At 55.0% G+C, this 13,186-nt stretch carries 7 protein-coding genes, 6 tRNA genes and 3 rRNA genes; 2 read left to right on the forward strand and 14 right to left on the reverse strand.

Features of this window, described 5'->3' with window-relative positions:
* Positions 1-38: 38 nt before the first annotated feature.
* The 13 genes from PverR02_RS28535 to tyrS all read right to left on the reverse strand — a co-directional run bounded on the left by PverR02_RS28535 (position 39) and on the right by tyrS (position 9,984).
* Positions 39-114, reverse strand: a tRNA-Trp gene (locus tag PverR02_RS28535).
* Between the two features lie 161 nt (positions 115-275).
* A tRNA-Thr gene (locus PverR02_RS28540) sits at positions 276-351 on the reverse strand.
* Between the two features lie 26 nt (positions 352-377).
* Positions 378-451: transfer RNA gene (locus tag PverR02_RS28545), tRNA-Gly, on the reverse strand.
* A 24-nt stretch (positions 452-475) separates the two neighbouring features.
* Positions 476-560 (reverse strand) — tRNA-Tyr (locus PverR02_RS28550).
* 142 nt (positions 561-702) lie between these two features.
* Positions 703-1,149 carry a hypothetical protein gene (locus PverR02_RS28555; protein ID WP_079444809.1) on the reverse strand — a complete coding sequence of 149 codons (447 nt, stop codon included), beginning with the start codon at positions 1,147-1,149 and terminating at the stop codon, positions 703-705.
* 7 nt (positions 1,150-1,156) lie between these two features.
* Positions 1,157-1,906, reverse strand: coding sequence for a pantothenate kinase (locus PverR02_RS28560; protein WP_079444810.1), 750 nt, complete (start codon positions 1,904-1,906; stop codon positions 1,157-1,159).
* Complete coding sequence (gene birA / locus PverR02_RS28565; RefSeq protein ID WP_017848794.1) at positions 1,896-2,855, reverse strand: bifunctional biotin--[acetyl-CoA-carboxylase] ligase/biotin operon repressor BirA; 960 nt, start codon at positions 2,853-2,855, stop codon at positions 1,896-1,898. The genes PverR02_RS28560 and birA overlap by 11 nt, the downstream gene beginning before the upstream one ends.
* 168 nt (positions 2,856-3,023) lie before the next feature.
* Positions 3,024-3,139, reverse strand: a 5S ribosomal RNA gene (gene rrf, locus PverR02_RS28570).
* A 156-nt stretch (positions 3,140-3,295) separates the two neighbouring features.
* Positions 3,296-6,186, reverse strand: a 23S ribosomal RNA gene (locus tag PverR02_RS28575).
* Positions 6,187-6,433: 247 nt separating this feature from the next.
* Positions 6,434-6,509, reverse strand: a tRNA-Ala gene (locus PverR02_RS28580).
* Positions 6,510-6,536: 27 nt separating this feature from the next.
* Positions 6,537-6,613, reverse strand: a tRNA-Ile gene (locus PverR02_RS28585).
* A gap of 82 nt (positions 6,614-6,695) precedes the next feature.
* Positions 6,696-8,232: ribosomal RNA gene (locus PverR02_RS28590) — 16S ribosomal RNA — on the reverse strand.
* The 16S, 23S and 5S rRNA genes sit together here with 2 tRNA genes alongside, the layout of an rRNA operon.
* A 552-nt stretch (positions 8,233-8,784) precedes the next feature.
* The gene (tyrS, locus tag PverR02_RS28600) at positions 8,785-9,984 is read right to left on the reverse strand and encodes a tyrosine--tRNA ligase (RefSeq protein ID WP_017847777.1); all 1,200 of its coding nucleotides are present in this window, start codon (positions 9,982-9,984) and stop codon (positions 8,785-8,787) included.
* A 209-nt stretch (positions 9,985-10,193) separates the two neighbouring features.
* Between tyrS and PverR02_RS28605 the strand changes: the two genes are divergently transcribed.
* Together PverR02_RS28605 and PverR02_RS28610 are read left to right on the forward strand one after the other, a co-directional pair.
* Positions 10,194-11,612, forward strand: a complete 1,419-nt coding sequence (locus PverR02_RS28605) for a peptidoglycan DD-metalloendopeptidase family protein (RefSeq protein WP_046381874.1) — start codon at positions 10,194-10,196, stop codon at positions 11,610-11,612.
* Positions 11,613-11,615: 3 nt separating this feature from the next.
* Positions 11,616-12,707, forward strand: a complete 1,092-nt coding sequence (locus PverR02_RS28610) for an anhydro-N-acetylmuramic acid kinase (RefSeq protein ID WP_026140132.1) — start codon at positions 11,616-11,618, stop codon at positions 12,705-12,707.
* 78 nt (positions 12,708-12,785) lie between these two features.
* Here the strand turns inward: PverR02_RS28610 and erpA are convergent, their stop codons facing one another.
* Entirely contained in the window at positions 12,786-13,136 is a 351-nt protein-coding gene (gene erpA / locus PverR02_RS28615; RefSeq protein WP_007906865.1) for an iron-sulfur cluster insertion protein ErpA, read from the reverse strand.
* Between the last annotated feature and the right edge of the window lie 50 nt (positions 13,137-13,186).

Here is a 13,186-nt window from a genome sequence, read left to right on the forward strand (position 1 = left end):
GATCCTGTGAAAAGAAAGCCAGACACACCACGTGAATCTGGCAGGTCAGGAGGGAATCGAACCCCCAACCTACGGTTTTGGAGACCGTCGCTCTGCCAATTGAGCTACTGACCTAAAACAAAATCAGGCCGACCATTATGCAGGCCTGAAAAAGACTTTACAACAGCCAACCCCTAGAGACTTGAAACCAACCGGCGAAAACGCCCGTTACAACAGAATCAAGCCGAGATAGCCGTTAAAACAAAGGCAGATATTTTCATATCTGCCTTGTTATATGGAGCTCTTGAGCGGATTTGAACCGCTGACCTCACCCTTACCAAGGGTGTGCTCTACCAACTGAGCTACAAGAGCAAAACACGCTGCACAACCTGCAAACTTGGAGCGGGTAGCGGGAATCGAACCCGCATCATCAGCTTGGAAGGCTGAGGTTCTACCACTAAACTATACCCGCGGAGCTTGCAGCTCACGCTAAAAATGGTGGAGGGGGAAGGATTCGAACCTTCGAAGTCGTAGACGTCAGATTTACAGTCTGATCCCTTTGGCCGCTCGGGAACCCCTCCTAAGCGAGCCGGCATTCTACATCATGCCAGCCTTCTGTCAAGCATTTTCTCATTAAAAATATGAGGTTAGCTGCGTTGACCTTCGCTTCACACTGTAGGCCTTAAAGGTCTTCACTGCGAAGCGGGCGCCATTCTATGCAAACTATTCGAGAGTTGCAATGCCTTCGCACAGCATTATTTTATGTTTTAACTCATTGAATTCCTTAGCAAGGTTTTCAAACGGCAGATCCTCAGCCAGACGCCGGCTTTCAGGGGCCACACGAAGCCAGTAACCAGACGCCTCAGATGTGCTCAACAGTTGAACCTTGAGCTTTATATCCAGGCTTGTGAGGCGCTGCTCAAGCGACTGCGCCTGGCGCTGGTCGGCAAAGCCGCCGATGTATAAGCAGGTATTCTGCGCCTCGGGCGCTTTTGCTCGGTCACGCCGGGACACCGAGTCCGAGGACTCGCTTAGCAGCCGAATATCCTGCTGAGGGCCACGATACAGACTCAGGGGCGTGACATCCTTGGCGCGCAACGGCGCCTCTTGCTGATGCCAAACGTAATAGAAGGCATTAAGAACGAGTAAAAGTAAAAACAGCCAACGCATAAACACCTCAGGACAATGGACACGCCATGGCCAGACCAACGAAAACCAGGTCCGGGACCAACCGCGCCTGCGGCACGGCGTCCGAGACCAGATCAGCATCCCCACCCGTCAGGAATACGGTGAAATCATCACCCCAGTAGCTGCGGGCCAACTCGAGCTGGGTCAACACGAAGCCCCTGAGCATCAGCGTACAACCACGCTCGACAGCCTCCGCGGTCGTGCGCCCGGGGGAGAGCCGCTCCAGGGCACGTTCAGCCGCCGCGTCGTCGTAGCGTATCTTGCGGGTGTGCGTGCGCAACTGGTTGCGCATCAACGGCATGCCGGGGCAAATGAAGCCGCCCAGGTGCTGGCCGTCTGCCGCGATGAAATCGGCGGTGGCTGCGGTACCAAAATCGAGTACCAGGCACGCGCCCGAAGCCAACTTGAAGCCACCCAGCATCGCCAGCCAGCGATCAAGACCAAGGCGTTCGAAGTCTTGGTAGCCATTGCGCACGCCAGCCATCTCACGCGCGGGGACAGCACAGGAGACGACAACACCGAAAGCCCCCCGCAAAGCCTCGACCAGCTTATTGGTCTCTTCTGAAGCCCGAACACTCACCAATCGGCAACGCGCCAACGACAGGCCTGGTAGCGCTGCCAGGCTTTCGATCAATGCGAGGTCCGACCCCACAACACCTCCGGCGCAAGCTTTCGCCTGATCCGATTCAAGTACGCGCCATTTGATAAAGCTATTCCCACAGTCGAGCTCAAGAATCATCACGCAACCTCAGGCTTAGCTCACCACCGCTGTATATTTTTTCAACACCATCGACGCTCAAACGCAACGCACCCTGGCGGTCGACCCCCAGAACCACCCCGTCAACCTGATTGACTCCAGCAATGAGGGACACCGCCCTGCCCTGCCACAAGTGATTCTGCTCCCACTCCTCCTGAAGCGCCGCAAAGCCGGAGGCCGCGTGTCGCTCCAAGTAACGTTGCAACTGCAGCCCCAGCCGCGCCACCAGTAGATTGCGATCTACGGGAGAGCCCGTTTCAAGCTGCACCGACGTCCACTGCTGATCGATTGCCGCGACTTTCTGCATATTTACGTTGATGCCGATCCCGAGCACAACGTGGCAGATATCAGCAGGATCGCCGACCAACTCCAGCAGGATACCGGCAATTTTCTTCTGCCCCACCAAGACATCGTTTGGCCATTTCAAGGCGGCTCCTTGCACGCCCGACTCGCGCAAGGCCTGCATGACCGCAAGCCCCACAACCAGGCTCAGCCCCTCTAGCTGCCGCAGACCACCCTCGATGCGCAGCACGAGGCTGTAATACACATTCTGAGCGAACGGGCTGACCCACTTGCGCCCCCGTCGACCTCGCCCGGCGCTCTGCTGCTCGGCGAGCACCAGGAATGGTGCCGCGCAACCCGCATCGACAAGGCGCAAGGCTTCAGCATTGGTGGAGTCAATGGAATCGGATATGTGGACGGGCCACGCCAGAGAAGGCGCCTTCAGCGCGATGTCTTCGGCATTCAAGAACACCAGCGGCGATGCCAATTGGTACCCCCTGCCACGCACTTTGTGGATGGGCAGGTTTAACTCAGCCTCAAGATGCTGAAGCTGCTTCCATACAGCACTGCGACTGACGCCCAAGGCAGCGCCCAGCGCTTCCCCGGAGTGGAATCGACCATCTTTCAGAAGTTTTAACAACGTCAGCATGCAAGTATCGCCTCACAATGAGGCACGCATGATAGCCATGCGCAGGGTCATTGCATAGAAAGGCCGGGCCTTAGCACTGACGTCCGTCGCAATGAGCCACTTGACCCTTTCCGACCGCCCAAAACAAAACCCCTGTCTGCGTGAGCAAACAGGGGTTCTGGAATTTAATCTTGACGATGACCTACTCTCACATGGGGAAACCCCACACTACCATCGGCGATGCATCGTTTCACTGCTGAGTTCGGGATGGGATCAGGTGGTTCCAATGCTCTATGGTCGTCAAGAAATTCGGGTACTGAGTCGTGGCCAGCTGGCCTCGCTTCAGCAAATTGGGTATGTGATAGCTTTCGGTGTTTTGTAAGAGTCGAACTTTCGGTTCGTTTCGTCTTCACACACCGCAATCTGGTCTCTTTCGAGTTCGCAAATTGCTTGGGTGTTATATGGTCAAGCCTCACGGGCAATTAGTATTGGTTAGCTCAACGCCTCACAGCGCTTACACACCCAACCTATCAACGTCGTAGTCTTCGACGGCCCTTCAGGGGACTCAAGGTCCCAGTGAGATCTCATCTTGAGGCTAGTTTCCCGCTTAGATGCTTTCAGCGGTTATCTATTCCGAACATAGCTACCCGGCAATGCCACTGGCGTGACAACCGGAACACCAGAGGTTCGTCCACTCCGGTCCTCTCGTACTAGGAGCAGCCCCTCTCAAATCTCAAACGTCCACGGCAGATAGGGACCGAACTGTCTCACGACGTTCTAAACCCAGCTCGCGTACCACTTTAAATGGCGAACAGCCATACCCTTGGGACCGGCTTCAGCCCCAGGATGTGATGAGCCGACATCGAGGTGCCAAACACCGCCGTCGATATGAACTCTTGGGCGGTATCAGCCTGTTATCCCCGGAGTACCTTTTATCCGTTGAGCGATGGCCCTTCCATACAGAACCACCGGATCACTAAGACCTACTTTCGTACCTGCTCGACGTGTCTGTCTCGCAGTCAAGCGCGCTTTTGCCTTTATACTCTACGACCGATTTCCGACCGGTCTGAGCGCACCTTCGTACTCCTCCGTTACTCTTTAGGAGGAGACCGCCCCAGTCAAACTACCCACCATACACTGTCCTCGATCCGGATAACGGACCTGAGTTAGAACCTCAAAGTTGCCAGGGTGGTATTTCAAGGTTGGCTCCACGCGAACTGGCGTCCACGCTTCAAAGCCTCCCACCTATCCTACACAAGCAAATTCAAAGTCCAGTGCAAAGCTATAGTAAAGGTTCACGGGGTCTTTCCGTCTAGCCGCGGATACACTGCATCTTCACAGCGATTTCAATTTCACTGAGTCTCGGGTGGAGACAGCGCCGCCATCGTTACGCCATTCGTGCAGGTCGGAACTTACCCGACAAGGAATTTCGCTACCTTAGGACCGTTATAGTTACGGCCGCCGTTTACCGGGGCTTCGATCAAGAGCTTCGCGTTAGCTAACCCCATCAATTAACCTTCCGGCACCGGGCAGGCGTCACACCCTATACGTCCACTTTCGTGTTTGCAGAGTGCTGTGTTTTTAATAAACAGTCGCAGCGGCCTGGTATCTTCGACCGGCATGAGCTTACGGAGCAAGTCCTTCACCCTCACCGGCGCACCTTCTCCCGAAGTTACGGTGCCATTTTGCCTAGTTCCTTCACCCGAGTTCTCTCAAGCGCCTTGGTATTCTCTACCCAACCACCTGTGTCGGTTTGGGGTACGGTTCCTGGTTACCTGAAGCTTAGAAGCTTTTCTTGGAAGCATGGCATCAACCACTTCGTCATCTAAAAGATAACTCGTCATCAGCTCTCGGCCTTAGAATCCCGGATTTACCTAAGATTCCAGCCTACCACCTTAAACTTGGACAACCAACGCCAAGCTGGCCTAGCCTTCTCCGTCCCTCCATCGCAATAACCAGAAGTACAGGAATATTAACCTGTTTTCCATCGACTACGCTTTTCAGCCTCGCCTTAGGGACCGACTAACCCTGCGTCGATTAACGTTGCGCAGGAAACCTTGGTCTTTCGGCGTGGGTGTTTTTCACACCCATTATCGTTACTCATGTCAGCATTCGCACTTCTGATACCTCCAGCAAGCTTCTCAACTCACCTTCACAGGCTTACAGAACGCTCCTCTACCGCATCACTTACGTGATACCCGTAGCTTCGGTGTATGGTTTGAGCCCCGTTACATCTTCCGCGCAGGCCGACTCGACTAGTGAGCTATTACGCTTTCTTTAAAGGGTGGCTGCTTCTAAGCCAACCTCCTAGCTGTCTAAGCCTTCCCACATCGTTTCCCACTTAACCATAACTTTGGGACCTTAGCTGACGGTCTGGGTTGTTTCCCTTTTCACGACGGACGTTAGCACCCGCCGTGTGTCTCCCATGCTCGGCACTTGTAGGTATTCGGAGTTTGCATCGGTTTGGTAAGTCGGGATGACCCCCTAGCCGAAACAGTGCTCTACCCCCTACAGTGATACATGAGGCGCTACCTAAATAGCTTTCGAGGAGAACCAGCTATCTCCGAGCTTGATTAGCCTTTCACTCCGATCCACAGGTCATCCGCTAACTTTTCAACGGTAGTCGGTTCGGTCCTCCAGTTAGTGTTACCCAACCTTCAACCTGCCCATGGATAGATCGCCCGGTTTCGGGTCTATTCCCAGCGACTAGACGCCCTATTAAGACTCGCTTTCGCTACGCCTCCCCTATTCGGTTAAGCTCGCCACTGAAAATAAGTCGCTGACCCATTATACAAAAGGTACGCAGTCACCTAACAAGTAGGCTCCCACTGCTTGTACGCATACGGTTTCAGGATCTATTTCACTCCCCTCTCCGGGGTTCTTTTCGCCTTTCCCTCACGGTACTAGTTCACTATCGGTCAGTCAGTAGTATTTAGCCTTGGAGGATGGTCCCCCCATATTCAGACAAAGTTTCTCGTGCTCCGTCCTACTCGATTTCATGACTAAGAGATTTTCGCGTACAGGGCTATCACCCACTATGGCCGCACTTTCCAGAGCGTTCCGCTAATCTCAAAGCCACTTAAGGGCTAGTCCCCGTTCGCTCGCCACTACTAAGGGAATCTCGGTTGATTTCTTTTCCTCAGGGTACTTAGATGTTTCAGTTCCCCTGGTTCGCCCCTTACACCTATGTATTCAGTGTAAGGTAACCATCTTATGATGGCTGGGTTCCCCCATTCAGACATCTCCGGATCAAAGTCTGTTTGCCGACTCCCCGAAGCTTTTCGCAGGCTACCACGTCTTTCATCGCCTCTGACTGCCAAGGCATCCACCGTATGCGCTTCTTCACTTGACCATATAACCCCAAGCAATCTGGTTATACTGTGAAGACGACATTCGCCGAAAATTCGAATTTCTCAATTAAGAGAACTCACAAATTTTACCTTAGCCTGATCCGTTACCAGTGAAAGTAACGTTCAGTCTATCTTTCTATCACATACCCAAATTTTTAAAGAACGATCTAATCAAAGACTAGAAATCAACATTCACCATCATCACGATGGAATGCTCATTTCTAAGCTTTCAACTTCTAGAAGCAGTAGTGGTGGAGCCAAACGGGATCGAACCGTTGACCTCCTGCGTGCAAGGCAGGCGCTCTCCCAGCTGAGCTATGGCCCCGTATTTCTACAGGTTCCCACACAAAATTGGTGGGTCTGGGCAGATTCGAACTGCCGACCTCACCCTTATCAGGGGTGCGCTCTAACCAACTGAGCTACAGACCCAATTTCGGGCTGCTTCTTATCGTCTTCTTCAATGAATCAAGCAATTCGTGTGGGAACTTATGGAGCAGCTGATGTCGTCGATTAAGGAGGTGATCCAGCCGCAGGTTCCCCTACGGCTACCTTGTTACGACTTCACCCCAGTCATGAATCACACCGTGGTAACCGTCCCCCCGAAGGTTAGACTAGCTACTTCTGGTGCAACCCACTCCCATGGTGTGACGGGCGGTGTGTACAAGGCCCGGGAACGTATTCACCGCGACATTCTGATTCGCGATTACTAGCGATTCCGACTTCACGCAGTCGAGTTGCAGACTGCGATCCGGACTACGATCGGTTTTCTGGGATTAGCTCCACCTCGCGGCTTGGCAACCCTCTGTACCGACCATTGTAGCACGTGTGTAGCCCAGGCCGTAAGGGCCATGATGACTTGACGTCATCCCCACCTTCCTCCGGTTTGTCACCGGCAGTCTCCTTAGAGTGCCCACCATTACGTGCTGGTAACTAAGGACAAGGGTTGCGCTCGTTACGGGACTTAACCCAACATCTCACGACACGAGCTGACGACAGCCATGCAGCACCTGTCTCAATGCTCCCGAAGGCACCAATCCATCTCTGGAAAGTTCATTGGATGTCAAGGCCTGGTAAGGTTCTTCGCGTTGCTTCGAATTAAACCACATGCTCCACCGCTTGTGCGGGCCCCCGTCAATTCATTTGAGTTTTAACCTTGCGGCCGTACTCCCCAGGCGGTCAACTTAATGCGTTAGCTGCGCCACTAAGAGCTCAAGGCTCCCAACGGCTAGTTGACATCGTTTACGGCGTGGACTACCAGGGTATCTAATCCTGTTTGCTCCCCACGCTTTCGCACCTCAGTGTCAGTATCAGTCCAGGTGGTCGCCTTCGCCACTGGTGTTCCTTCCTATATCTACGCATTTCACCGCTACACAGGAAATTCCACCACCCTCTACCATACTCTAGTCAGTCAGTTTTGAATGCAGTTCCCAGGTTGAGCCCGGGGATTTCACATCCAACTTAACTAACCACCTACGCGCGCTTTACGCCCAGTAATTCCGATTAACGCTTGCACCCTCTGTATTACCGCGGCTGCTGGCACAGAGTTAGCCGGTGCTTATTCTGTCGGTAACGTCAAAACAATCACGTATTAGGTAACTGCCCTTCCTCCCAACTTAAAGTGCTTTACAATCCGAAGACCTTCTTCACACACGCGGCATGGCTGGATCAGGCTTTCGCCCATTGTCCAATATTCCCCACTGCTGCCTCCCGTAGGAGTCTGGACCGTGTCTCAGTTCCAGTGTGACTGATCATCCTCTCAGACCAGTTACGGATCGTCGCCTTGGTGAGCCATTACCTCACCAACTAGCTAATCCGACCTAGGCTCATCTGATAGCGCAAGGCCCGAAGGTCCCCTGCTTTCTCCCGTAGGACGTATGCGGTATTAGCGTCCGTTTCCGAACGTTATCCCCCACTACCAGGCAGATTCCTAGGCATTACTCACCCGTCCGCCGCTCTCAAGAGAAGCAAGCTTCTCTCTACCGCTCGACTTGCATGTGTTAGGCCTGCCGCCAGCGTTCAATCTGAGCCATGATCAAACTCTTCAGTTCAAACATCTTTGGGTTTTTAAGAAACCCTAAACTTGGCTCAGCAATCGTTGGTTACATCTTTGATTTCTCGCGGAGTAACTTGTGACGCTGATAATCTTGTTGACTATCAGTCTGACTCCACAAGCACCCACACGAATTGCTTGATTCAGTTGTTAAAGAGCGGTTGGTTAAGATCTTTCGTCTCAACCGAGGCGCGCATTCTACAGCAGCCTCATTTGCTGTCAAGTGATTATTTTAAGAAGTTTTCAAAGTTTCCTTTGTAACTTCAACCACTTGCGCTTCCGATCTCTCGTTAGCGGGAGGCGAATTCTACAGCGTTACACGCTACTGTCAACACCTCTTTTTCTCCGCTTTCGACCGAGAAGATCGAAACGTTAATAGAGCCAAACAACCCTGCTCTACCAACTCCTTCCAGGCTTCGATGAACTGAAGCAGGCCGCTGTCGAATCTTGCGTAACTCTTTGTTTACCAAGGAGTTTTCCGTTTCGACTGCGCCGGAAGTGGGGCGAATTATAGACAGATATAAATCGCCGTCAACAGTTAATTTCAGACTTATTCGGATTTGAGCGTAATACGCGCAAATGCCTTCTTCCCAGCCTGGCAAACATGGGTCGCACCCAGCGCGTATATAAAGGTGCGATCAACCACTTCACCATCGATACGCACACCACCGGAACCCAAGAGGTCACGCGCGACCGCCGAGTTCTTCACCAGGCCTGCCTTATTAAGGACGGCCGCGATCGGCATTGCCTCGGCAGCAGTCAGCTCGATCTCCGGCAGATCATCCGGCAGCTCACCATCCTTCATCCGGTTGCCCGCCGCACGGTGAGCACTGGCCGCAGCTTCCTCGCCATGGAAACGCGCAACAATTTCTTCAGCCAGCTTGATCTTCACGTCGCGAGGATTGGCACCCGCCTCGACATCCGCACGCAGCGCATTGATCTCATCCATCGAGCGGAAGCTCAACAGCTCGAAGTAACGCCACATCAGCGCATCCGGAATCGAAACCAGCTTGCCGTACATCACGCCCGGCGCTTCCTGGATACCGACATAGTTGCCCAGGGACTTGGACATCTTCTTGACGCCGTCCAACCCCTCCAGCAACGGCATGGTCAGAATGCACTGAGCCTCTTGCCCATACGCACGCTGCAGCTCACGCCCCATCAGAAGGTTGAACTTCTGATCGGTGCCACCCAACTCAACGTCGGCGCGCAACGCCACCGAGTCATAGCCCTGGACCAGCGGGTACAGGAACTCATGAATCGCGATCGGCTGGTTGGTCGAATAGCGCTTGTCGAAGTCATCGCGCTCAAGCATGCGCGCCACGGTGTACTGGGATGTCAGACGAATGAAGTCCGCCGGCCCCATCTTGTCCATCCAGGTGGAGTTGAACGCCACCTCGGTCTTGGCCGGATCGAGAATCTTGAACACCTGGGTCTTGTAGGTCTCGGCATTCTCGAGAACCTGTTCACGGGTCAGCGGCGGACGCGTGGCGCTCTTGCCGCTTGGATCACCGATCATCCCGGTGAAATCCCCTATAAGGAAGATCACCTGATGCCCCAGGTCCTGGAACTGGCGCAGCTTATTGATAAGCACGGTATGGCCCAGGTGCAGATCCGGCGCAGTCGGATCAAAGCCGGCCTTGATACGCAGGGGCTGGCCACGCTTGAGCTTTTCGATCAGCTCCGCCTCGACCAACAGTTCTTCCGCACCACGTTTTATCAGCGCTAGCTGCTCTTCAACCGACTTCATAACAGACCCGCAAGGCTCAGATTCAAAAGGGAACCAACCATACAAGATCAGGGACTAATTACAAGTTTTGCCCTGCGCACGGACACCGTTCGACAAGCCCGGCGTTCGCGAGCTTGCGTCACAGATGATTTGGTTATATTTTATACAGTTATTTCATCTTCATCATGTCAGTCATCTTTTCCATTTCATCTTCAAAGTCAAAATTACCTATGACCACAGAACCGTCTAAAGCGCCGCCGCTTTACCCAAAGACCCACCTGCTCGCTGCAAGTGGTATCGCCGCCCTTCTGAGCCTGGCACTCCTGGTATTCCCTTCCAGTGACGTAGAAGCCAAACGAACATCCCTGAGCCTTGACCTGGAAAGTCCCGCAGAACAACTGACACAAGATCAAGACGCTTCCGACGCGCAACAAGCCACAAATGCACCCGTCGATTCGCCGTTTGCCCAGATCGAAAGCGCCCCGGACGAAACCGACAAAACCGCCCAGCAGCAGGCTGCACCTGCCGTAGCGCAGGCCAAGAGCCCTCAGCATCGCGAGGTGCTCGTCGGCAAGGGCGACACGCTTTCCACCCTGTTCGAGAAGGTCGGCCTACCTGCCACTACGGTTAATGAGGTCTTGGCCAGCGATAAACAAGCCAAGCAATTCACCCAGCTCAAACGCGGTCAAAAACTCGAATTCGAACTGACCCCAGATGGCCAGCTGAACACCCTGCACAGCAACCTCAGCGACCTGGAAAGCATCACCCTGACCAAGGGTGCCAAGGGTTTCGCGTTCAATCGCATCACCACCAAGCCAGTGATGCGCTCCGCCTACGTACATGGCGTCATCAACAGCTCGCTGTCGCAATCGGCCGCCCGTGCCGGCTTGTCCCACAGCATGACCATGGACATGGCCAGCGTGTTTGGCTACGACATCGACTTCGCTCAGGACATCCGCCAGGGTGACGAATTCGACGTGATCTACGAACAGAAAGTCGCCAACGGCAAAGTGGTCGGTACCGGCAATATCCTCTCCGCGCGCTTTACCAACCGCGGCAAGACCTACACCGCCGTGCGCTACACCAACAAACAAGGCAACAGCAGTTACTACACCGCTGATGGCAACAGCATGCGCAAGGCCTTTATCCGCACACCTGTGGATTTCGCCCGCATCAGCTCGCGCTTCTCCATGGGACGCAAGCACCCCATCCTGAACAAAATCCGCGCCCACAAAGGCGTCGACTATGCAGCGCCGCGCGGCACGCCCATCAAGGCCGCAGGTGACGGCAAGGTACTGTTGGCCGGACGTCGCGGCGGTTACGGCAACACCGTGATCATCCAGCACGGCAACACCTACCGCACGCTGTATGGCCACATGCAAGGCTTCGCCAAGGGCGTACAGACCGGCGGCAACGTGAAGCAGGGCCAGGTGATCGGCTATATCGGCACGACCGGCTTGTCCACCGGCCCACACTTGCACTATGAATTCCAGGTCAATGGCGTACACGTCGACCCGCTGGGCCAGAAACTGCCGATGGCCGACCCGATCGCCAAGGCCGAACGCGCGCGTTTCATGCAACAAAGCCAACCGCTGATGGCACGCATGGATCAGGAGCGCTCCACCCTGCTGGCTTCGGCGAAGCGCTAAGGTATGCCGCTCTATATAGGCGTGATGTCAGGGACCAGCCTCGATGGCCTGGATATCGCCCTGATCGAACAAGAGGCGGCGATCAAGCTGATCGCCACTCACTACATCCCCATGCCAGACAGCCTGCGCGCGGAGCTGCTTGGCCTGTGCGCCAGCGGCCCGGATGAGATCGCCCGCTCGGCAATGGCCCAGCAGCACTGGGTGACACTCGCCGCCCAGGGCATCCATGCCCTGCTCGACCAGCACAACCTCAAGCCCCAGGACATTCGCGCGATCGGCAGCCATGGGCAGACTATCCGCCATGAACCGGCACGCGGCTTCACCGTACAGATCGGCAACCCTGCCTTGCTCACCGAATTGACCGGCATCACCGTGGTCAGCGACTTCCGCAGCCGCGACGTTGCTGCAGGTGGTCAGGGTGCGCCATTGGTACCGGCCTTTCATGAAGCACTGTTTGACGAACGCAGCGGGAATCGTGCGGTTTTGAACGTCGGAGGTTTCAGCAACCTCAGCCTGATCGAGACCGGCAAACCCGTAGCCGGCTTCGACTGCGGCCCAGGCAATGTCTTGCTGGATGCCTGGATTCATCAACAGCGCGGCGAACACTTTGATCGCGAGGGTCAATGGGCCGCCAGCGGCAAAGTCGAACCTCAGTTGCTCAACGCGCTGCTCAGTGACCCTTTTTTCTTGACCAAAGGCCCGAAAAGCACCGGGCGCGAAGTGTTCAACCTGGGATGGCTGCAACAGCACCTGGCGCGCTTGCCCGCCTTCGCCCCCCAGGACATCCAGGCCACGCTGCTGGAACTGACGGCCCTGACCATCGTCGAGGCCCTGCAAACCGCCCAACCCCAGACAAACACCCTGCTTGTCTGCGGCGGCGGCGCGCATAACCGCACGCTGATGAAGCGCCTGGCCACGCTATTGCCATCGACCCAGGTCAGCAGCACCGCCACCTGCGGCGTAGACCCCGACTGGGTCGAAGCCATGGCCTTTGCGTGGCTGGCCCATTGCTGCCTCGAAGGCATCGCCGCCAACCGCCCCAGCGTCACTGGCGCACGCGGGCTACGGGTGCTGGGCGCGATCTACCCCGCCTGACTGCCCGCCAGAATCCGCAGACAGCAAAACGCCGCTTGGCCGATCAAAGCCAAGCGGCGTTTTTGTATCCGCTACCGATCAGATCGAGAACGAAGACCCGCAACCACACGTAGTCGTGGCATTAGGGTTCTTGATCACGAAACGCGAACCCTCCAGACCTTCCTGGTAATCCACCTCGGCGCCTGCCAGGTATTGGAAACTCATGGGGTCCACAACCAGGCTCACGCCCTCGCGCTCGACGATGGTGTCGTCATCGGCCACTTCTTCATCGAAGGTAAAACCGTACTGAAACCCTGAACAACCGCCGCCCGTAACAAATACGCGCAGCTTCAAGCGATCATTACCCTCTTCATCGACCAGGCTCTTCACCTTGTGCGCAGCACCGTGGGTGAATTGCAAAGCCGTGGGGGTGAAGGACTCAACGCTCATGCTGATAATCTCCCGGCGTACCGCCGCCATATGCGTAATGGTCGGTATTA

This window comes from Pseudomonas veronii, assembly GCF_002028325.1.
GTDB classification, from domain to species: domain Bacteria; phylum Pseudomonadota; class Gammaproteobacteria; order Pseudomonadales; family Pseudomonadaceae; genus Aquipseudomonas; species Aquipseudomonas veronii.